This window comes from Streptomyces sp. NPDC001604 (genome assembly GCF_042893475.1).
Lineage (GTDB): Bacteria > Actinomycetota > Actinomycetes > Streptomycetales > Streptomycetaceae > Streptomyces.
On the sequence record NZ_JBIAUY010000002.1, the window covers coordinates 729,412 to 749,672 of the forward strand.

General features: G+C 71.4%; 17 protein-coding genes and 2 tRNA genes. 11 read left to right on the plus strand and 8 right to left on the minus strand.

What is annotated here, in order from left to right; all coding sequences use genetic code 11:
* Positions 1–5: 5 nt before the first annotated feature.
* Entirely contained in the window at positions 6–833 is an 828-nt protein-coding gene (locus ACFY1E_RS08605) for a glycerophosphodiester phosphodiesterase (protein WP_389072972.1), read from the minus strand.
* Between the two features lie 257 nt (positions 834–1,090).
* Between ACFY1E_RS08605 and ACFY1E_RS08610 the strand changes: the two genes are divergently transcribed.
* The 3 genes from ACFY1E_RS08610 (at position 1,091) to ACFY1E_RS08620 (ending at position 3,227) form a co-directional block, all read left to right on the plus strand.
* Positions 1,091–2,518, plus strand: coding sequence for a S1C family serine protease (locus ACFY1E_RS08610; RefSeq protein ID WP_389072974.1), 1,428 nt, complete (start codon positions 1,091–1,093; stop codon positions 2,516–2,518).
* A gap of 93 nt (positions 2,519–2,611) precedes the next feature.
* Positions 2,612–2,696: transfer RNA gene (locus ACFY1E_RS08615), tRNA-Ser, on the plus strand.
* A gap of 48 nt (positions 2,697–2,744) precedes the next feature.
* Complete coding sequence (locus ACFY1E_RS08620) at positions 2,745–3,227, plus strand: hypothetical protein (RefSeq protein WP_389072976.1); 483 nt, start codon at positions 2,745–2,747, stop codon at positions 3,225–3,227.
* A 14-nt stretch (positions 3,228–3,241) separates the two neighbouring features.
* Here ACFY1E_RS08620 and ACFY1E_RS08625 read toward each other — a convergent pair whose 3' ends face one another.
* Both ACFY1E_RS08625 and ACFY1E_RS08630 read right to left on the minus strand, forming a co-directional pair.
* A complete protein-coding gene (locus ACFY1E_RS08625; protein ID WP_389072978.1) occupies positions 3,242–3,709 on the minus strand; it encodes a hypothetical protein in 468 nt (155 codons plus the stop codon).
* 39 nt (positions 3,710–3,748) lie between these two features.
* Entirely contained in the window at positions 3,749–4,618 is an 870-nt protein-coding gene (locus tag ACFY1E_RS08630) for a bifunctional DNA primase/polymerase (protein ID WP_389072980.1), read from the minus strand.
* Between the two features lie 332 nt (positions 4,619–4,950).
* Here ACFY1E_RS08630 and ACFY1E_RS08635 point away from each other — a divergent pair, with 332 nt between their 5' ends.
* From ACFY1E_RS08635 to ACFY1E_RS08660, 6 genes are all read left to right on the plus strand, one after another.
* Positions 4,951–5,262, plus strand: coding sequence for a hypothetical protein (locus ACFY1E_RS08635; protein ID WP_389072983.1), 312 nt, complete (start codon positions 4,951–4,953; stop codon positions 5,260–5,262).
* Between the two features lie 204 nt (positions 5,263–5,466).
* Positions 5,467–6,411, plus strand: coding sequence for a bifunctional MaoC family dehydratase N-terminal/OB-fold nucleic acid binding domain-containing protein (locus ACFY1E_RS08640; RefSeq protein ID WP_389072986.1), 945 nt, complete (start codon positions 5,467–5,469; stop codon positions 6,409–6,411).
* Positions 6,408–6,824: a MaoC family dehydratase gene (locus ACFY1E_RS08645; RefSeq protein ID WP_389072988.1), complete on the plus strand. Its 417-nt coding sequence runs from the start codon at positions 6,408–6,410 to the stop codon at positions 6,822–6,824. Before ACFY1E_RS08640 ends, ACFY1E_RS08645 begins: the two co-directional genes overlap by 4 nt.
* Positions 6,821–7,987 (plus strand): lipid-transfer protein, encoded by a 1,167-nt coding sequence (locus ACFY1E_RS08650; RefSeq protein WP_389072990.1) that lies wholly within the window; start codon positions 6,821–6,823, stop codon positions 7,985–7,987. Before ACFY1E_RS08645 ends, ACFY1E_RS08650 begins: the two co-directional genes overlap by 4 nt.
* A 179-nt stretch (positions 7,988–8,166) precedes the next feature.
* Positions 8,167–8,724 (plus strand): SigE family RNA polymerase sigma factor, encoded by a 558-nt coding sequence (locus tag ACFY1E_RS08655; RefSeq protein ID WP_389072992.1) that lies wholly within the window; start codon positions 8,167–8,169, stop codon positions 8,722–8,724.
* A 138-nt stretch (positions 8,725–8,862) separates the two neighbouring features.
* The gene (locus tag ACFY1E_RS08660) at positions 8,863–10,539 is read left to right on the plus strand and encodes a long-chain fatty acid--CoA ligase (RefSeq protein WP_389072994.1); all 1,677 of its coding nucleotides are present in this window, start codon (positions 8,863–8,865) and stop codon (positions 10,537–10,539) included.
* A 162-nt stretch (positions 10,540–10,701) separates the two neighbouring features.
* Here the strand turns inward: ACFY1E_RS08660 and ACFY1E_RS08665 are convergent, their stop codons facing one another.
* Entirely contained in the window at positions 10,702–11,898 is a 1,197-nt protein-coding gene (locus ACFY1E_RS08665; RefSeq protein WP_389072996.1) for an MFS transporter, read from the minus strand.
* A gap of 180 nt (positions 11,899–12,078) precedes the next feature.
* On the opposite strand from ACFY1E_RS08665, the gene ACFY1E_RS08670 reads away from it, so the two are divergent.
* Complete coding sequence (locus ACFY1E_RS08670) at positions 12,079–12,657, plus strand: TetR family transcriptional regulator (protein WP_389072998.1); 579 nt, start codon at positions 12,079–12,081, stop codon at positions 12,655–12,657.
* A 53-nt stretch (positions 12,658–12,710) separates the two neighbouring features.
* Here the strand turns inward: ACFY1E_RS08670 and ACFY1E_RS08675 are convergent, their stop codons facing one another.
* A complete protein-coding gene (locus ACFY1E_RS08675) occupies positions 12,711–16,772 on the minus strand; it encodes a PAS domain-containing protein (protein WP_389073001.1) in 4,062 nt (1,353 codons plus the stop codon).
* 253 nt (positions 16,773–17,025) lie between these two features.
* A complete protein-coding gene (locus ACFY1E_RS08680; RefSeq protein WP_389073003.1) occupies positions 17,026–17,487 on the minus strand; it encodes an SSI family serine proteinase inhibitor in 462 nt (153 codons plus the stop codon).
* Positions 17,488–17,685: 198 nt separating this feature from the next.
* Here ACFY1E_RS08680 and ACFY1E_RS08685 point away from each other — a divergent pair.
* Positions 17,686–17,779, plus strand: a tRNA-Ser gene (locus tag ACFY1E_RS08685).
* Positions 17,780–17,839: 60 nt separating this feature from the next.
* On the opposite strand, the gene ACFY1E_RS08690 is transcribed toward ACFY1E_RS08685, so the two are convergent.
* Together ACFY1E_RS08690 and ACFY1E_RS08695 are read right to left on the minus strand one after the other, a co-directional pair.
* On the minus strand, positions 17,840–19,348 hold the full coding sequence (locus ACFY1E_RS08690; RefSeq protein WP_389073006.1) for a tyrosine-type recombinase/integrase: 1,509 nt from the start codon (positions 19,346–19,348) through the stop codon (positions 17,840–17,842).
* The gene (locus ACFY1E_RS08695) at positions 19,345–20,160 is read right to left on the minus strand and encodes a hypothetical protein (protein ID WP_389073009.1); all 816 of its coding nucleotides are present in this window, start codon (positions 20,158–20,160) and stop codon (positions 19,345–19,347) included. Before ACFY1E_RS08695 ends, ACFY1E_RS08690 begins: the two co-directional genes overlap by 4 nt.
* Between the last annotated feature and the right edge of the window lie 101 nt (positions 20,161–20,261).

A 20,261-nucleotide genomic window follows, 5' to 3' on the forward strand; every position in this document is an offset into this window, starting at 1 on the left:
GCCGCTCAGCGGCCGAGCTGACGCAGAACCGCACGTGGGCGGTTGGTGATGATGGCGTCGATGCCCAGGTCGACGCAGAGATCCACGTCCTCGGGCTCGTTCACCGTCCACACGTGCACCTGGTGGCCGGCCGCCTTCAGGCGCTCGATGTACGTGGGGTGATTGCGCACGATCCGGATCGAGGGGCCCGCGATCCGGACACCCGCCGGCAGCCGTCCGTCGCGCAGCCGGGGCGAGACGAACTGCAGCAGATAGACCGTCGGCAGGGTCGGCGAGGCGGCACGCACGCGATGCAGCGAGCGCGCCGAGAAGCTCATCACGCGCACGGGCGAATCGGCGGCCGACGCCGGGGCGTCCAGCCCGAACCGCTTCAGCAGCACCAGCAGCCGCTCCTCCACCTGTCCGGCCCAGCGCGTCGGATGCTTGGTCTCGATCGCCAGCTCCACCCGCCGCCCCGCATCGGCGACCAGCTCCAGCAGCCGCTCCAGGGTCAGTACGGAGGTGTCCTCCCGGTCCTCGGGCCGGAACTCCCAGTCGGGCTCCTCGTCGCGCGTGCGCCACAGCTCCCGCGTCTTGCGCGAGCCGAAGTCCAGGGCGGCGAGCTCCGCGAGCTCCAGCGCGGAGACCGCGCCCCGGCCGTTGGACGTGCGGTTGACGCGGCGGTCGTGGACGCACACGAGATGGCCGTCCGCCGTCAGGCGTACATCGCACTCGAGGGCGTCCGCACCGTCCTCGATCGCCTTCTTGTATGCCGCCAGGGTGTGCTCGGGGGCCTCCTCGGAGGCTCCTCGGTGGGCGACGACTTGAATCCGGTGCCGGCGTGCGTGGGTCACCGCGTCATGGTGCCACCGCAGAGGGGTAGTCGTGCGATCGGAGGAGCATAGATTGCGCCCCTTTTGCCTGTCATGGCCTATATAAAGAATGGCCCCGGACCCACAGGCACCGCTTATGGTGCCCTGACGGCTCATGGGAAAAGCTGACGGCATACAAAAGAACATGCACAGCTGCATCGCGCCGGGCCGTCGAGAAACGTGAACGAGCGTGACCGAGTGCGACCGAGAACAACAGCCGTGGACCGAGGAGAGAAGCTGTGAGCACCGAGAACGAGGGCACCGCGGTACCCCCGGCCCCGTCCGCACCCCCCGTGCCGGTGGACGCTCCCACTGCTTCGGCACCCGCCGCCCCCGAGGGGAACGACCACACGGCCCCGCTTCCGCCCGTACCTCCGAGCGCCCCCGGCGCGCAGGAGCACACGCAGGAGCAGCAGCCGGCACCCGCGGGCTCGGCCCCGGACGCCTCCTGGCCGCCCCCGGTCGTGCCCTCGTACGCCGACGGCGGCGCCGGCGGAGCGGGCTCCGGCTGGGGCTCCTCGTACCAGCAGCAGCCCGCACCGAAGTCCGGCCGCGGCGGTCTCGTGGCCGCGATCCTGGTGGCCGCGCTCGTCGCCGGCGGCCTGGGCGGCGGCCTCGGTTACACGCTGGCCAAGAACAACGACGACAACACCGGCTCCACCACGGTCTCCGCCTCCACCAGCGGCGGCGCCGTCAAGCGGGACGCGGGCACGGTCGCGGGCGTGGCCGCCCGGGCGCTGCCGAGCACGGTCACCATCGAGGCCGAGTCCACCAGCGGCGAGGGCGGCACCGGCACCGGTTTCGTCTTCGACACCCAGGGCCACATCGTCACCAACAACCACGTGGTCGCGGACGCGGTCGACGGCGGCAAGCTGACGGCGACCTTCCCGAACGGCAAGAAGTACGACGCCGAGGTCGTCGGCCACGCGCAGGGCTACGACGTGGCGGTCATCAAGCTCAAGAACGCCCCCTCGGACCTCAAGCCCCTGACCCTGGGCGACTCCGACAAGGTGGCCGTGGGCGACTCGACGATCGCCATCGGCGCCCCCTTCGGTCTGTCCAACACGGTCACGACGGGCATCATCAGCGCGAAGAACCGCCCGGTGGCCTCCAGCGACGGCTCCGGCAGCAGCAGTGCGTCGTACATGAGCGCCCTGCAGACCGACGCTTCGATAAACCCGGGCAACTCCGGCGGCCCCCTGCTGGATGCGGCGGGCAATGTCATAGGCATCAACTCCGCGATCCAGTCCACCGGCAGCGGCGGCCTCGGCGGCTCCAGCCAGTCCGGCTCGATCGGCCTGGGCTTCGCCATCCCGATCAACCAGGCCAAGTACGTCGCGCAGCAGCTGATCAAGACCGGCAAGCCGGTCTACGCGAAGATCGGCGCGTCCGTCTCCCTGGCGGACTCCTCCAGCGGCGCGAAGATCACCGAGCAGGGCGCCGGCGGCTCCGCGGCGGTCGAGCCCGGCGGCCCCGCCGACAAGGCGGGCCTCAAGCCCGGTGACGTGATCACCAAGCTCGACGACCGCGTCATCGACTCCGGCCCCACCCTGATCGGCGAGATCTGGACGCACAAGCCCGGCGACCAGGTCACGATCACCTACCAACGCGACGGCAAGTCCCACACGGTCCAGCTCACCCTGGGCGCGCGGCAGGGCGACAGCTGACCTCGCGCTTCGGACCCGGTGCGGACCATGGCCCGCAGGACGCACGCAGGGCCGGTACGCTGTACCCGCTCCGCCCCTGGTGGGCGGCAGCGGGGTGGGTTGCCCGAGCGGCCTAAGGGAACGGTCTTGAAAACCGTCGTGGCGCGAGTCACCGTGGGTTCAAATCCCACACCCACCGCTGGTTGTTGAGCCTTGGTGCCGGAACGCTTCCGGCACCAAGGCTCTCTTGCTTCACGTGACGACAACACGCTTCCGCATCTCGGCCTGGGTCCTCCTACCGACGTTCTTCCTCGCCGCGTGCACGTCAGGGCCCGGCGCCGAACCGGTGCACGCGAACGCGGCGGCCCCGAGCCGAACCACCGCGACCGCGGCACAGCAGGAGAAGAAGCTCGGTGCAGAAGCCCGGTCGGCCCTCGAAGCCACCGCGACCGGCTCGATGGTGGCTTCCGGGCTGGAACGTGTGTCGGACGGACTGCACACCGATCCGGGCCTTTCCGAGGGCACTTCATACCGCCTGACCGTGGTCTGTGCCGGCACCGGAACCGCCGTCATCGAGTTCGCACCGGCGGGCGCGGCGGCGCGGAAGCAGTTTTCCTGCGACGGGACGCCGGTCCTGGAACGCTTCACCGCGAAGCACGCGCAGCACGTCGACGTCAATGGAGGGCGAGGCGCCGCAGGGATGATTGCCTGGCGGATCGAAAGGGTGTGAGCCGGACCGGCCGGCTACAGCTCGCAGTCCCGCGCCAGCCCCTCCCAGTCCACCCCACGCAAAGAACCCTCCGCATCGCATTCGCACGGCACCCGGGCGGTCGGCTGGAACCAGATGACCGTCAGGGCCGAGTGGTACAGGACCGGGTCGTGGGACGGGTCCAGTGCCGAGGACCGGAAGGAGCCGACGCAGGCGACGGACGGCAGGACCTCGACGGGGCCGAAGGCGCCCGCGTACTGGTCCGGGTATGCGCGTGGGGGCGGGACGAGGTGGACCGGGGTGGCGGGGGACGTGCGTGCGGCGGTGCTGAGCAGGCCGGCGATCACCAGGTCGTTGACCGGCTTGCAGGGGTAGCCCGGCCAGTCCTCGGGCATGCCTCCGTACGTCGACGACAGCCGCAGCGCGGCGAGGTCGACGGGGCGGCCGGAGGAGAGGACCACGCGGGCCAGCGACATGGTCCGCGCTCTGGTGCGGTGGTGCATGGACGTCCTCTGCTCATGTGCTCCGTGTTTCGTCCGGTCTCACGGCCGGTGCCCCGTCATCCGCGCAGCGGACGCGATCGTCGCCCGTGCCTCGCGTTCCGACAGTCCGGTGTTGAGTGCCGCGTCCAGTAAGGGGGCGACCAGGGCCGGCCCGATGCCGTTCTCGTATGCGCGGCAGGCGGCCCAGAACAGGCGCGTGTTGCGCTGTCCCTCGTGTGCGGCGAGGACGAACTGGACGAGGCCCTGGCCGTGGTCGCCGGCCGAGGGGTGCGTCGAGGGGTGGACCGGGCGCGGCGGCGGCAGCAGGAGACGCAGGAGGGCCGGCGGGCAGGCGGCGGGCGCGAGATGGGCCGTGCCGGGTGCCGCCGTGTAGACGCCGTGGTCGGTGCGGGAGCCGGGACCGACGAGGTAGCCGCCGGCGCCGCGGATGTCGATGCCGGGGGCGAGACGGCCTGCGGAGTTGGGGACGGCGGCGTCGGGCGGGCCGCTGAGCCAGAGGTGGCGGCCGCCGCTGGGGGTGAGGACGACGACCGTCTCGGGGATCGTGAAGAGGTGGCGCAGGGCCAGTTCGCGCAGGGCCGCCGAGGAGTCCGTACCGGACTTCGTGTCGAGGTCGACGCCGATCAGATGGTGGGGCGGAAGGCCGCAGGCGATGCCGTAGCCGGTCGCCCAGGGGGCCGCGGCGAACAGTTCGCGGATGCGTGCCGGGTCGGTCGAGGCGTCGTACACCCCGTGTCCGAGGCGGCCGCACTCGCCGTGGCAGGGCTGGGGGTCGGGGTCGGCGCGGTGGGGGGAGCGCAGGGCCGGGAGTTTCGTCCGGGACAGGGGGATGACGGCCAGTCCGCGCTCGGCGGCTGACAGGGCGTGTGCGAGGGCCAGCGTCGTGGCCTGCCGGTCGGTGGTGGCCATGCCTCTATGTTCGTACACGCGTTCGAAAAAAGGAAGAGGCGCCGGGCTCGACGCGCCGGGGAGCGGAGGTTGGCCGGAAAAACGCCGGGTCGCTGCACCCCTTGCGGCGCTTGGGATGGAGACGCCCGGACTGTCCTGACCTGGGCGTTGAAAGCGGCGATAGGGGTTTATCGATATGTCGTAGCACTTGAGGAGGAATCATGCGTTCCGGTGTGGTTCGCCAAGGATCCGGTGGGCAACCCTGATCTTGCGACGTCGTGCACAGCACCGGGGTGGTCGGCCAACTGCCTTGGTAACAGCCGTACTTCACGTTGGTGTTCTGGAGGAACAACATGGCAAGCATCCGTACCGCCCGCGTCATCGCCGCCGTCTCCGCCCTTCCGCTGGCAGCCGCACTGTTCGCCGGCGTCGCGGCGGCGGACAACGGCGCCGTCGCGGACAACGGATCGAACGCGGGTGTCGCAAGCGCCGTCGGCAGCGGTGTGGGACTCGACAACAACGGCAACTCCTCGACCACACAGCAGAACGCGGTCGGCTCCGGCGCCTCGAACCAGAGCAACACCGCCCAGGTCAAGGGCTCCGCGTTCACGGCCGTCAACCAGGGGAACCGGAACGTGGCCATCAACTTCACCGAGCTGTGGTGAGCCGGCTCGCCTGACTCGAAAGGTCAGGTGTGCTCAGGGGTGCAAGGGCGTCTGCGCGGCGGTACTTCGGTGCCGCCGTGCAGGCGTTTTCACGTCCGGGGCGACGACCTTGACAGTGCACTGCATCTGACGGACAGTCAGAAACTCTGGCGGGGAACGACGGAACCCGCTCGGCGGCCGCGGTGTACCAGAAGTGTCAGTGAGTTGGGCGATGCAGGAGACGGCGAGGGGGCGACGTTGAGCGAGGACGAGCTGGGAGCACGGCTGAAGGCCTACGAGGGGCGGGCCGCCGCCGTGTCCGGCAGAGGCAGGGATCCCGTCAACGCACCCATGATCCGGCACTGGTGCGAGGCGATGGGAGACACCAATCCGGCCTATGAGGGCCCCGACGCCATAGCTCCTCCCACCATGCTCCAGGCATGGACCATGGGCGGCCTCTCCGGCCACGAGGGACGCACGGGGGACTACGACGAGCTGCTCGCCCTGCTCGACGAGGCGGGCTGCACCTCGGTCGTCGCCACCGACTGCGAGCAGGAGTACCTGCGACCCCTGCGCCCCGGGGACGAGATCACCTTCGACACGGTGATCGAGTCGGTGTCCGAGCAGAAGACGACGAAGCTGGGCACGGGGTACTTCGTCACGACACGAACGGACGTCCGCGTGGGCCACGCTCTCGTCGGCACGCACCGCTTCCGCATCCTCAAGTACGCCCCCGCACGCCGCAGGAAGCCCGAGCAGCCCGCCCGGCGCCCGCGCCCCGTCGTCAACCGTGACAACGCCGGCTTCTGGGAGGGAGTCGAGCGCCACCGGCTGCTCATCCAGCGCTGCACCGACTGCGCGACCCTGCGCTTCCCCTGGCTGCCGGGCTGCAACAAGTGCGGCGGCCCGGACTGGGACACGGTCGAGGCGAGCGGCGAGGGCACGGTGTACTCGTACGTCGTCATGCACCACCCGCCCTTCCCGGCCTTCTCCCCTCCCTACGCGGTCGCCCTCATCGAACTCGCCGAGGGCGTGCGGATGATCAGCGACGTGGTCGGAGTGCCCTACGACAAGGTGCGCATCGGAATGCCGGTGCGGCTCGAATTCCAGGTGTACGACGAGGAGTTGGTGCTGCCGGTGTTCCGCGCCCGGGAGGAGGAGACCGTATGAGGGCCGGTGAGAAGCTGCCACCGCTGGAGATCCCGGTCACCCGCACCCTGATCGTGGCCGGCGCCATTGCCTCCCGCGACTACCAGGACGTGCACCACGACGCCGAGCTGGCCCACAAGAAGGGCTCCCCGGACATCTTCATGAACATCCTGACGACGAACGGCCTGGTCGGCCGCTACATCACCGACCACTTCGGGTCGACGGCGATCCTGCGCAAAGTGGCCATACGGCTGGGGGCGCCCAACTACCCCGGGGACACGATGGTGTTGACGGGCACGGTGGAGAAGGTCGTCGAGCAGGCGGGCGGCGAGACGGCCACGGTCCGGGTGGTGGGGGCGAACGGCATCGGCAGCCATGTCACGGGCACGGTGACGGTCACCGTCCCCGCAAAGGCCCCCGGGGGTGCCGGATGAGCGTCCGCACCCGGGACGGCCTGGGCGGCCGGGCCGCGATCGCCGGCATCGGCGCCACGGAGTTCTCCAAGGACTCGGGGCGCAGCGAGCTGCGGCTGGCCGTGGAGGCGGTGCTGGCCGCGCTGGACGACGCCGGGCTGACCCCGGGGGACGTGGACGGGCTGGTCACGTTCACGATGGACACCAGCCCGGAGATCACCGTGGCCCAGGCCTGCGGGATGGGCGAGCTGTCCTTCTTCTCCCGTATCCACTACGGCGGCGGCGCGGCCTGCGCGACCGTACAGCAGGCGGCGCTCGCGGTGGCGACGGGCATCGCGGAGGTCGTGGTCTGCTACCGCGCGTTCAACGAGAGGTCGGGCCGCCGCTTCGGCTCCGGGGTGCAGCACCGTGAACCGTCCGCGGAGGGCGTGGCACTCGGCTGGTCACTGCCGTTCGGGCTGCTGACCCCGGCGTCCTGGGTGGCGATGACCGCACAACGGTATCTGCACACCCACGGGCTGACCCCGGAGGCGTTCGGGCAGGTGGCGGTGGTCGACCGCAAGTACGCGGCGACGAACCCGGCGGCGTACTTCCACGGCCGCCCGATCACCCTCGCCGATCACGCGGCCTCGCGCTGGATCGTCGAGCCGCTGAGACTCCTGGACTGCTGCCAGGAGACCGACGGGGGCCAGGCGATCGTCGTCACCTCGGTGGAGCGGGCCCGCGATCTGCCCCATCCACCGGCCGTCATAGCGGCGGCCGCCCAGGGCGCGGGCCGCGCACAGGAGCAGATGACGAGCTTCTACCGGGACGATCTGACCGGCCTGCCGGAGATGGGTGTGGTCGCCCGGCAGCTCTGGCGCACCTCCGGGCTCACGCCGGCCGACATGGACGTGGCGATCCTGTACGACCACTTCACGCCGTTCGTGCTGATGCAGCTGGAGGAGTTCGGGTTCTGCGGGAAAGGGGAGGCGGCGGACTTCGTCGCCGGGGAGTCGTTGCCGATCAACACACACGGGGGGCAGCTCGGGGAGGCCTACCTCCATGGGATGAACGGGGTGGCGGAAGGGGTGCGCCAGCTCCGCGGGACGGCCGTGAACCGAATACCGGGGGCGGGACGGGTCCTGGTCACCGCAGGCACCGGGGTGCCCACATCCGGCCTGGTCCTGACCGCGGACGGCTGAGCGGCCGGGCCCGGGGGCCCGGGTCGGCGGGCGGCCCCCAGGGGTCATCCCGCAGTACCCCGGGGCCGCTCGTCCACCTACAGGAGGTGCAGTTACCTCCACCCCTACAACCTGAGGGGGACTCGGCTTCGGGACCTGCGGCCGATGAGCCGGAGGCACCCCGCTCATAGCGTGGAGCCATGACCACACCCGTCTGCACCAGCGCGTCGACCGCTGCCGAACCGGCGGCGCTGACCCTCCCGTACCCGTCGTTCGCGTCGTACGTGAGGGCCCGGCAGCCGGTGCTGCTGCGTACCGCCCGGTCGCTGACCGCGAACCCCAGCGACGCGGAGGACCTGCTGCAGACCGCGCTCACCAAGACGTACGTCGCCTGGGAGCGGATCCAGGACCACCGTGCGCTCGACGGCTATGTGCGCCGGGCGCTGCTGAACACGCGCACCTCGCAGTGGCGCAAGCGCAGGGTCGACGAGTTCGTGTGCGAGGAGCTGCCCGAGCCGGAGCCGGTGCCCGGTGGGGACGACCCGGCCGAGCAGCAGGCGCTGCACGACGCGATGTGGCGGGCGATCATGAAGCTGCCCGCCCGGCAGCGGGCGATGGTCGTCCTCAGGTATTACGAGGACCTCAGCGAGGTCCAGACGGCCGAGGTGCTGGGCGTGTCGGTGGGTACGGTGAAGTCGGCGGTGTCGCGTGCGCTGGGCAAGCTGCGCGAGGATCCTGAGCTGGGGCTTGTGCGGTAATGCGGCTACCTGGTGCCCCGTCGAGGGGTGACCTGGTGGCTATTGGGGGCCGACGTGACGCGATCGATCATCGGCACCTAGTGACATACCGCGCGGTATGTGCGCAGAATCAGCGCAACCCTTACCGCCGCGTAGGCAATGTCGCCACGGGAGGACACCGTGCTGAGCACGATGCAGGACGTACCGCTGCTGATCTCGAGGATCCTGACCCACGGGTCGACGGTCCACGGGACATCGCAGGTGACCACCTGGACCGGGGAGGGCGAGCCGCACCGCCGCTCCTTCGCCGAGATCGGAGCCCGCGCGGCCCAGCTCGCGCACGCTCTGCGCGAGGAGCTCGGGGTCGCGGACGCCGACCGGGTGGCGACCCTCGCCTGGAACAACGCCGAGCATGTCGAGGCCTACTTCGCGATCCCCTCCATGGGCGCGGTGCTGCACACGCTCAACCTCCGCCTTCCGGCCGAGCAGCTGGTGTGGATCGTCAACCACGCGGCCGACAAGGTCGTCATCGTCAACGGCTCGCTGCTGCCGCTGCTCGCCCCGCTGCTGCCGAAGCTGCCCACGATCGAGCACATCGTCGTCACCGGGCCCGGTGACCACTCCCTCCTCGAGGGCGCCCGCCCCCGGGTGCACGAGTACGAGGACCTGATCGCGGGCCGGCCGACGGCCTACGACTGGCCCGAGCTGGACGAGCGCCAGGCCGCCGCCATGTGCTACACCTCCGGCACCACGGGCGACCCCAAGGGTGTGGTGTACAGCCACCGTTCGATCTATCTGCACTCCATGCAGGTCAACATGGCCCAGTCGATGGGCCTGACCGACCAGGACACCTCGCTCGTGGTGGTCCCCCAGTTCCACGTCAACGCCTGGGGCCTGCCGCACGCCACCTTCATGACCGGCGTCAACCTGCTGATGCCGGACCGCTTCCTGCAGCCGGCGCCGCTCGCCGAGATGATCGAGTCCGAGCGCCCGACCCATGCGGCGGCCGTTCCCACCATCTGGCAGGGCCTGCTCGCCGAGCTGACCGCCAAGCCGCGCGACGTCTCCTCCCTCACCCAGGTGACCATCGGCGGTTCGGCCTGTCCGCCCTCCCTCATGGAGGCCTTCGACAAGCTGGGCATGCGGGTCTGTCACGCCTGGGGCATGACCGAGACCTCCCCGCTCGGCACGATCGCCCGTCCGCCGGCCCATGCGGTCGGCACCGAGGAGGAGTTCGCGTACCGCCTGACCCAGGGCCGTTTCCCGGCCGGTGTCGAGGCCCGCCTCAGCGGCCCCGGCGGTGAGCGCCTGCCCTGGGACGGCGAGTCCGCCGGCGAACTGGAGGTCCGCGGCAACTGGATCGCGGGCGCCTACTACAACGGCCCCGACGCCGAACCCCTGCGCCCGGCCGACAAGTTCAGCGAGGACGGCTGGCTGAAGACGGGGGACGTCGGGACGATCTCCCCCGAGGGCTTCCTCACCCTCACCGACCGCGCCAAGGACGTCATCAAGTCCGGCGGCGAGTGGATCTCCTCCGTCGACCTCGAGAACGCCCTGATGTCCCACCCGGCCGTCGCCGAGGCGGCCGTGGTCGCCGTCCCCGACGAGAAGTGGGGCGAACGCCCGCTGGCCACGGTCGTGTTGAAGGAGGGCGCCACGGCCGACTTCGAGACCCTGCGCGCCTTCCTCGCCGACGAGGGCCACATCGCCAAGTGGCAGCTCCCGGAGCGCTGGACGATCATCGAGGCGGTGCCAAAGACGAGCGTGGGCAAGTTCGACAAGAAGGTGCTGCGCAGGCAGTACGCGGAGGGGGCACTGGACGTGACCAAGCTCTGAGCGACGGCCGGGCTTGTGGCGCGGCGGCGTGGCTTGTCGCGCCACGGGCCCGGCCTGTCGTGTGACGGCCAGGGTTCTCGTGTGACGGCCCGGCGCGTCGCGGGTCCCTCCCGTACGGCGACTCTCACCGCCGTACACGGCTCCCGCCCCCTATGACGACCCTCACCGCCGCACGGCAGTAGCCCCCCAGCCCAGCACCAGCCACAGCCCCGCCACCGCGCACACCCCGCCCCAGCCCCAGTGGCCGAAGGCGAGGCCGGCCAGGGCGGAGGCGGTGGCGCCGCCGGCGAAGCCTGCTACGACGTAGGCGCTGTTCGCGGTGGCCGGGGCCGAGGTGGTGGTGAGGGCGAGGGTCTGATTGGCGACGTGGGAGGCGACGAGGGCCGCGTGGACGGCGATCGCGGCGACGAACAGGGCCGCGAGCGCCTGCCCGCCCCACCAGAACAGCGGCACGGACACGGCCGCGAGCAGATACGCCGACCGTACGACCTTGGCGGCGCCGAAGCGGTCGACCAGTCCGCCGGCCAGCGGCGCCACCGCGCTCGCGGTGAGCCCGAAGAGGCCGAACAGACCGGCGGTCGCGGTGGACAGGCCGTAGGACTCGCCGGTCAGCAGCAGGGCGAGCGAGGTCCACAGGGCGCTCCAGGCGCCGTACATCCCCGCCTGGCGTACGCACGCCCGCCACAGGTCCGGCGAGTGGCGCACGACGGACGGCATGGCGGCGAGGCCCGAGAAGAGCGAGCCCTGGCGGCGGGGCGTCGCCGCGGGGAGGACACGCGCGGTCGCGAGCCCCAGTACGGCGGTCAGTGCCGCCGCGCCCACGAAGGCCGTCCGCCAGCCGAAGGCCTGCCCGACCAGACCGCCGAGCACGCGAGCGGCCACGATCCCGGCGAACAGGCCGGAGATGACGGCGGCGACATGCCGGGCGCGGCGGTCGGCGGGGGCACGTGCGGCGACCAGCGGGACCAGGAGCTGGGGGACCACCGTGGCCGCGGAGGCGACCAGTACGGCGGCCGCGAGCGTGGTCGTCCCGGCGGCCGTGGCGCCGGTGACCAGGGCCGCGGCGGTGACCAGGGACAGGACGGCGACCAGGCGGCGCCGGTTCACGCTGTCGCCGAGCGGGGCGAAGAAGAGCAGGCCGGCCGCGTAGCCGAACTGCGCGACCGAGGCGATCCAGGCGACCGCCGAGGGGGTCGAGCCGAAGTCGTGGGCGATGAGGGGGAGCAGGGGCGCCGCGAGATAGATGTTGGCGGCCGTGACGGCGGTGCACAGGGCGATGAGGGGCAGGAACAGGCGTGATGTGCCCGCCGGCGCCGGAGCGGCGGTCCGGACCGGTTGCGCTGCGGTGGTGGACTGCATGGCGGACGGACTCCTTCGAGTGCCTTCGAGTTCTTCTGGTTCTTCTTCTGGTTCTTCTGGTTCTTCGAGCCAGCTCCAACAACTAACTGGTTGGTTGGAAGGAAGAACACCGTGCACCTTCCGACGATTCCCTGTCAACCAAATAGTTGGTTACCGGCCTCGGAGCGGTACCCTGCCCCCATGGCAGTCAGAGACCCCGAGGCCACCAGGGCCCGGATCTTCGAGGCGGCGGTGGCCGAGTTCGCCGCCCGCGGCATCGCCGGCGCCCGCATCGACCGCATCGCCGCCGCGGCCAAGGCCAACAAGCAGTTGATCTACGCCTACTTCGGCAACAAGGCGGAGCTGTTCACCCAGGTCCTGGGCAAGGTCATGCTCGACCTGGCCGCGGCCGTCCCCGTCGACCCGGACGACATCGAGGGCTGGATCGACCGCCTGATGGACTACCACGAGACCCACCCCGAGGTGCTGCGCCTGCTCTTCTGGGAGGGCCTGGAGTACGGCACCACCGACCTGCCCGACGAGGCCGAGCGGCAGGAGCACTACCGCCGCAAGGTGGCGACCCTGGAGGACGGCCAGGCCCGCGGCGTCATCACCGACGCCATCCCGCCCCGCGACCTGCTCCTGCTGCTGACCGCGCTGGCCAACTGGGCCGTCGTCGTTCCGCAGATGCGCCGCATCCTCGCGGGCACCGACGACACCGACCGCGACCGCCTGCGCACCTCGATCAAGGAGGCGGCACGCAGGCTCGTCGCGAAGTAGCGAAGTAGCGAAGTAGCGAAGCAGCGAAGTAGCGAAGCAGTCCTGACCGAGGCCTAGTTGGTCCCGATCCGCGACAGCAGATCGACGATCCGGCTCTGCACCTCGCTGCTGGTGGACCGCTCGGCGAGGAACAGGACGGTCTCGCCGGAGGCCAGCCGCGGCAGGTCTGCCTGGTCGACGGCGGCGGTGTAGACGACGAGCGGGGTGCGGTTGAGCTGCCCGTTCGCCCGCAGCCAGTCGATGATCCCGGCCTGGCGCCGGTGCACCTGCATCAGGTCCATCACCACCAGGTTGGGCCGCAGCTGCCCGGCCAACATCACCGCGTCCGCATCGCTCGCGGCCCGCGCCACCTGCATCCCGCGCCGCTCCAGCGTCGCGGTCAGCGCCAGCGCGATCTCCGCATGCTCCTCGATCAGCAGCACCCGCGGCGGATGCTGCTCGCTGTCCCGCGGCGCGAGCGCCTTCAGGAGTACGGCGGGGTCGGCGCCGTACGCCGCCTCGCGCGTCGCCTGCCCGAGCCCCGCGGTCACCATGATCGGCACCTCGGACGCCACCGCCGCCTGCCGCAGCGACTGCAGCGCGGTCCGCGTGATCGGCCCGGTCAGCGGGTCCACGAACAGTGCCGCCGGGAAGGCCGCGATCTGCGCGTCGACCTCCTCGCGCGACTGCACGATCACCGGCCGGTAGCCGCGGTCGCTCAGCGCCTGCTGGGTCGTCACGTCCGGCGCGGGCCACACCAGCAGCCGGCGCGGGTTGTCCAGCGGCTCCGGCGGCAGCTCGTCGTCCATCGGCACCGGACGCGGGGTGTCCGCGATCTCCACGGCCCCACCGGGACCGTCCAACGGCTCCGGCCCCTCGGCCGCGTTCTCGTCCGGCGCCCCTATGGCGTACGACCGCCCGGTGCCCTCGGTCATCTGCGCCAGCCGCGACTGCCCGGCCAGGGACGGCTGGGGCTGCGCCGGTACGGGCGTCTGCTCGGCCGCCGGGTGCGGACGGGCCGCCTGATCCGGGGCCGCGGCGGCGGGCTCGGTCCGGTTGCCCAGCTTGCGACGCCGGCCGGAACCGCTCGGGTTGTGCGGCGCGGGCGTGGCCGACGGCTGCTGCACCTGCGCCGCCTGCCGCGTGAACGGCACCCCCTGGCCCAGCGTCCGCACGCTGATGGCCTGGCCCTGCGTGGAGTTCGGGTCCACGGGAGCGGCCGGCGCGGCGGCCGCTTCGGCGGGGAGCGGCTGGGCCGGGCGTGCCGGTGCCGCGGGCGCCTCCGGGGGCAGCGGAGTGCCGGGGGCCGGAGTGGACTGACCGGGGGCCGCCTCCACGGGCGCCGCGGGATGCGGCTGAGCGGCGGCGGCCGGTGCGGTCTGGCCGGTGCCGTTCTGCGCGGCGGCCGCCTGAGCGGGAACGGGCGCGGCCTGCTGCACCGGCACCCCCTGCCCCGGGGTCTGTCCGCCGGCCTCCTGCGCCCCGGGCTGCGCCACGGCACGGCGACGGCGGCCCGTCGGCGCGCTCGTGGGGTGCGGCTGCGGCGGAGTGTGGTCGCCGGACTGGTCGTGCGGAACGGCATCGTGACGACCGTCGTCGACCAGAGCGTCACCGGAAGCATCCTGGCCGCCCTGCCCGGGGATCTGCGGCTGTCCGGGGACCTGATGCTGTGCGGGAACCTGAGGCTGTCCGGGGACCTGCGGCTGAACAGGAACCTGCGGCTGAACAGGAACCGGAACCGGCGCCTGCCCCTGCGCAGGTACGGCTGCCTGCCCAGGCACCGGCGCCTGCCCCTGCTCACTCGCGGCGGGAACCCGGTCCGCCTCCGCCGGCGGCAGGGCGAACACCGAACGCGGGGCCGCCTCCTGCGCGGCGGCGCGGTCGTTCGCGGCGGCCAGGGCGCGGCGGCGGCGTCCGGTCGGCTCGCCGTTCTCGGCATTCAGTGCGGCTGCGGCCTGCTCGGCCGGGACCGGCTGCTCGGGCGACGCGGGGCCCGCGGGCAGCGCCGCGGGCAGGGCGGGCTGCGCGCCGCCGTCCCGTCGCGCACGCCGGCCGCCGGGCGCGGGCACGCCCTGCGGCGGAACCGTCCCGCCCAGCCCCGTACCGACGGCCGCGGTCCCGGCGCCGTGCTCGCCGGCCATGACGACGGCACCCTCGGCGACACCGTCACCGGCGTCGGCCGGCCGCCCACGCCGCCGCCCGGTACCGCCGGAAAGCTCCAGTGCTGCCGAGGCCGCGGCGGCCGCCGACTCCTCGACCGCACGCCTGCGACGCCGCCCGGTGGGCACACCGCCCTCCGCGTCACCGGCGTCGGTCGGGTCACCGGCCTCCGCCGGCCCCTCGCTCTCCAGGAACGCGTCGACGGAGGACCGCCGGCCACGCCGCCGCCCGCCACCGGAGGTCTGGTCGGAAGCGACACCCTCGTCGGACCCGGCGCCCGAGACCTCGACCGGGCCGTCGGCCGCAACGGCCCCGGCCCCGCCGCCGATGGGCACCTCCAGCACATACGCGCTGCCGCTCATCCCGGGCACGTCGTGCGTCTGCAGCACACCGCCATGAGCCCGCACGATCCCGCGCACGATCGGCTCGTGCACCGGGTCTCCCCCGGCATACGGCCCGCGCACCTCGATCCGTACGACCTCGCCGCGCTGCGCGGCGGCCACGACGACCGTGTTGTCCATGTAACCGCCCGCCGACACGGGCGCGTTGCCGGTCGCGTCGACCCCGGCGACATCCGCGACCAGATGGGCGAGCGCACTCGCCAGGCGCTGCGGGTCGACCTCGGCCTCGATGGGCGGCGCGTGCACGGCGAACTGCACCCGGCCGGGCCCGATCAGCTCGACGGCCCCGTCGACACCGGCGGCGACCACCGCGTCGAGCATGACCTTCGTACGAGTGATCTGCTCGCTCCCGGCGTCGAGCAGCTGGTAGCCGAGGACGTTGTCGATGAGGGTGGTGATCCGCGAGTAACCGGCCGACAGGTGGTGGAGCACCTGGTTGGCCTCCGGCCACAGCTGCCCGGCGTCGTCGGCGGCGAGGGCGGCCAGCTCGCGCCGCAGCTCGTCCAGCGGTCCGCGCAGCGACCGCCTCAGCAGGGTCAGCAGCTGCTCGTGCCGTGCGGCGAGGGCCTCGTACCGGTCCTTCTCCCGCTCACCGAGCGCGGCATACCGCTCCTCGCCCGCAGCGAGCTCCTCGTCGTGCTGCTCCTGCAGCTCCTCGATCTCGGTGACGTGCTTCTGGCGCAGTGCGGTGAGCTCGGAGGCGTGCTCCTCCTCGATCCGCTCCAGCTCCTCGGCGTGCCGCTTCTCGAGAGCGGCCTTCTCCTCGGCGAGCGCGTCGTACGGCCGCCGGTCGGCGAAGGTCATCACGGCACCGACGAGCTGGTCCCCGTCGCGCACCGGAGCGGTGGTCAGATCGACGGAGACCTTGTCCCCGCCCTTGGAGAACAGCACCTGCCCCCGCACCCGGTGCTTGCGCCCGGAGCGCAGGGTGTCGGCGAGCGCAGACTCCTCGTACGGGAAGGGGGAACCGTCGGCCCGCGAGTGCAGCACGAGGGAGTGCAGCTCCTTGCCGCCGAGATCACTGGCCCGATAACCCAGTATCTGAGCGGCGGCCGGATTGACGAGCACGATCCGCCCGGCCGTGTCGGTCCCCACCACACCCTCGGACGCGGCCCGCAGGATCATCTCGGTCTGCCGCTGCGAACGTGCCAGCTCGGCCTCGGTGTCCACGGTCCCGGTCAGGTCGCGCACGACGAGCATCAGCAGCTCGTCGCTGCTGTAGCCGTAACCGTCGTAGGCCTGCTGCCCGTTCTCGAGGTTGGCGCTGGTGACCTCGACGGGGAACTCCACCCCGTCGGTCCGCCGCGCGATCATCCGGGTGGGCTTGGTCCGCCCGGCCGGGTCCATGTGATCGGGCCGCCGCATGGACCCCGGGATCAGCTTGGAGTCGAACTGCGGCAGCAGATCGAGCAGCCCCCGCCCCACGAGAGCCGTACCCGGCGCTTCAAAGGCCTCAAGCGCGATCGTGTTCGCGTTGACGACGGTCCCATTGGCGTTGACCAGCACCAACGCATCGGGAAGCGCGTCGAGTATGGCTGCGAGGCGAGCAGCGCCTCGGGATGGCCTGCTGCTCACGAGACGCTTCCTCCCTGTTACCGCACCTTGCCGACCGCTCGGGCCATCTTGCCAACCGGCCCGCGACGTGTCACGCGAGGGAGTCTAAGGGCAGTGGTTGCGCTCGCGACGCCGGATGAGAGGGAGGTCGCACGACGAGTTGAAGTAGAACGTGTGCCCGCATCCTCTGGCCTGCGCAGGCTTCGCGAGACCTTCGCCAGACCCTTACGGCGTTCCGGGTTTCCCCCGGGACAACCCTGTGCGCGTCGAGTCCCTACGGTTGCCCCTGGGGCCGCAGATCGGGCAGCAACGGCACGAGCCGGTCCCAGCGCCCGATCTGACATCCGTCGCTGCGGTCGTACGACGCGTCGACGGGCCGCCCGGCCCACCTCCCGGTGACATGCGCGGTGGCGGGCCCGCCGTACTGCATGGTGCAGACGCTGTCCTCGGGCACGGGCGCGAAGGTGTCCCTGCCCCACCGGGCGACACGATCGAGTGCTTCGCATGCGCCGCTGACATCGGGATGGTTGCCGCCGCCTGGATGGCAGTAGAGGTCGAACGTCCCGTCCGTACCGTCGCCCGCGTGCCGCACGGTGACGGTGAGGTGGTCGCCGGCCCGGTCCTCGTCCTGCACGGGTGGCGGTGCGAGGGCGGGGCGGCCGACGTCGGCGTGGGCGACGGCGGGCACGACGGAGGCGGCGGCGGTGGCGGCGACGACGAGAATCCGAGCGAACATGCCCTGACTAACGCGCCACCGTCCCGGTCGGCACGGACACCTCGGCACGGACACCTCGGCGCGGACACCTCGGCACGGGCCGGAAGGGCTTTGCTCTGCGGCCTGCCTGCCTAGTACCGTGGGAGTCGATTGGTGACAGCACGCTCGACTGTGTCATCATCTGCACGCACCACTCGCGCTCGCGCGGGCGGCTGTGCTGGAGGCGTCGCCTAGTCCGGTCTATGGCGCCGCACTGCTAATGCGGTTTGGGCCTTAAAGCCCATCGAGGGTTCAAATCCCTCCGCCTCCGCCATCTGACCAGGGAGTTCGGCCTAAACAGGCTGGGCTCCCTGAGTGGCGTTCAGGGGGCTTTTCAGCCCCCAGATGGCACGGTGTTGGCACCAACCGCTGAAAGGCGATTCTGGCGCGGAATGAAGGCCGCAATCTTGCGCGTGGCGTCCTCCGCCAACTCCTCTGCGACGACCGCGTACACGTCCTTTGTGAAGGACACCGACGCGTGGCCGAGCACCTCCGAGACGAACTTGTCATCGACCCCGGCGGCGATCAACATCGTGGCCGCACCATGCCGGAGATCATGGAAGCGGATGGGCGGGAGCGCCAGCCTCAGCGCTACCTCGACGGCCGCCTCCGTCGTCCGGTACTTCCGGGCGATTCGCTCGACCGACCAACCCTCCTTGCCCTTCCCGCGGATGTTCGTGTACCGCTCCAGCAGGATCCGGAAGCGGCTCGACAGATACTCCGCCTTCAGCGCGGTGCCGTCCTCGTAGCAGAACACTCGGCCGGCGTCCTGGTACGCCTCCCCCCACTGCAGCCGTTCCTCCAGCTTCCGCTTGTGCCAGGCCTTGAGGACGCGCACGGTCTCATCGTCGAGGGGAATCTGCCGGTAGCCGGCCTCGGTCTTCGTTTCGTCCAAGTCGTCGTCCGACTGGGACTGCAGGACGTGCAGGCGCTTGCGGGTCAGGCTGAGGTCTTTCTCCTCGGCGCCGACCAGCTCGCCGCGGCGCGGCCCGTAGTACGCATCCAGATGGAACGCCGGATACAGGCGCTCACCCTCGGCCTCGGAGAAGTCGAGGAACGCTCCGCACTGTTCGGAGGTCCACACCATGACCTTCGCAGGGACGGCCCCGGTCTTCTCCCACGCCGCGACGCGCTCGGCCGTCCACAGCAGAGGCTTCGCACGGCCCTGCTTCCGCTTGCCACCCTTCGACCGCCAGACCCCGTCAGCCGGGTTGTCCGGCCGGATCTTCGACAGCTTCACCGCGTCTGTCAGCGCGCCGTGCAAGACGGCGTGTACACGCCGGATGCGGCTCTCGGAGATCGGGCGGGTATGCAGCCGCCTGCCGTGCCGTGTTGCCCGGACGTCCTTCAGCCGGCGCAGGATCTCGGAGCGGTCGCCTTGTTCCTCCGGCCGGTTGAGCTTCCGCATGGCCGCGTACAGCTCGCGGAAGTGCTCGTCGGTGAGATCGACGACCTTGATGTGTCCGAGCCCTGGCTTCCCGTACAGGTCGATCGCCTCGCGCTCGGCGTCGAGGGTGCTCTGCTTCAGGCCCTCGCCGGTCTCGGCCTCGGACTTCCGCCAGGTGTACCGGCGCTCGAGGTACTCGCCGAGCGTGGTCTTCCGCTCGTCGTGCGCCTTCGGGCTGGCGGCCGTGCCGAGCGCGTTTGCCAGCTCGGCCTTGCACTCCTTCTCCGTGTCGTACGGACCGATGCGCGGCTGGCGCCGCTTCCCGTCCGCGGACTTCGGCGCCTCGTACCGGGCGTACCAGCCACCGTGTCCCTTCTTGCTGAGGCTCGGGCACTTCTTGCCCAGCAGCCGTTTCGTCTCCGGATCTCGGCACGAGCAGGCCTTGTACGGCTTCACTCCTTGTCCCCCTCGTCAGTCTCGCCCGCGTCCTCCGCGGGCTGGTCTTCCTTGTCTCGGTCGTAGTCGAGTGCCGCGCGGTTGTTCTCCGCGATGCGGTCGGGCGTGAACCATGCACGCGACGCTGCTTGCTGTCGCTCCGGCGACATGGATTCGAAGCCGGCGGCGAGCTCGGCCATGTTGGCCGGAGGTGTGGCGTAGCCCTCCGGGAAGATGCGGCCGAACTCCTCCGGGGTCATGTCCCGCAGCAGTGGGCCAGGTTCCGCGCCAGCTCGGCCCTTCACGCTCGGGCCGAGCCATCCCGCCTTGCGAGCGCGCGCGATCCAGGACCGCACCGTCTCTTCCGGCCGGCTGAACTCTTGCGCCATGCGCTTCACGGCCCCGGACGGACGGTTAGGCGCAGTCTCAGCGAGGTAGGCGACGGCGACGCTCCGAAGGAGTTCGTCACTGAGCGCCCCGCGGCCGCTGCTCCTCGCCTCCCGAGGCGGGTACTCCGGTGCCGGCGTCTCTGCCGACTGCGCGGCCCGGGCGGTGACAGCCCGCGCGAGGTGCAGGATGTCGCCGACTTGGATACGGCGCAGAAGGCTGCCGGTGATCCCGTTGCCTGCGGGGTCGTGGGCCTGCAACTCGACGCGGGAGATGACCAGTCCCTGCGAGCCGCGCGCAATGTCGCCCTTGGCGAGCCACTCGCCGGAGGTGGGGCGGCACTCGAACGTGGCCACGACCGCACCTTCGGTCTGCTTGCCGGCCACATCGGGGTCGGCGAAGGCGCTGATCTGGACCTCGTCGGGTCCATCGGTGGTGGGGGGCATGGGTGTCGTCACCTGGCGAGCATCGCAGCAAGCGCAACAGTAGGTCAACACACCAGCCCGGCAGACGTGGCACACCATGTCTGCTGACATGGTTGACCTGC

Bases quoted from the DNA above. Each gene is read 5' to 3' on its own strand.
- ACFY1E_RS08625 (WP_389072978.1), bottom strand. From the start codon at position 3,709: ATGCACCACCGCACCAGAGCGCGGACCATGTCGCTGGCCCGCGTGGTC.
- ACFY1E_RS08630 (WP_389072980.1), bottom strand. From the start codon at position 4,618: ATGGCCACCACCGACCGGCAGGCCACGACGCTGGCCCTCGCACACGCC.
- ACFY1E_RS08635 (WP_389072983.1), top strand. From the start codon at position 4,951: ATGGCAAGCATCCGTACCGCCCGCGTCATCGCCGCCGTCTCCGCCCTT.
- ACFY1E_RS08645 (WP_389072988.1), top strand. From the start codon at position 6,408: ATGAGGGCCGGTGAGAAGCTGCCACCGCTGGAGATCCCGGTCACCCGC.
- ACFY1E_RS08650 (WP_389072990.1), top strand. From the start codon at position 6,821: ATGAGCGTCCGCACCCGGGACGGCCTGGGCGGCCGGGCCGCGATCGCC.
- ACFY1E_RS08655 (WP_389072992.1), top strand. From the start codon at position 8,167: ATGACCACACCCGTCTGCACCAGCGCGTCGACCGCTGCCGAACCGGCG.
- ACFY1E_RS08660 (WP_389072994.1), top strand. From the start codon at position 8,863: ATGTCGCCACGGGAGGACACCGTGCTGAGCACGATGCAGGACGTACCG.
- ACFY1E_RS08665 (WP_389072996.1), bottom strand. From the start codon at position 11,898: ATGCAGTCCACCACCGCAGCGCAACCGGTCCGGACCGCCGCTCCGGCG.
- ACFY1E_RS08670 (WP_389072998.1), top strand. From the start codon at position 12,079: ATGGCAGTCAGAGACCCCGAGGCCACCAGGGCCCGGATCTTCGAGGCG.
- ACFY1E_RS08680 (WP_389073003.1), bottom strand. From the start codon at position 17,487: ATGTTCGCTCGGATTCTCGTCGTCGCCGCCACCGCCGCCGCCTCCGTC.
- ACFY1E_RS08695 (WP_389073009.1), bottom strand. From the start codon at position 20,160: ATGCCCCCCACCACCGATGGACCCGACGAGGTCCAGATCAGCGCCTTC.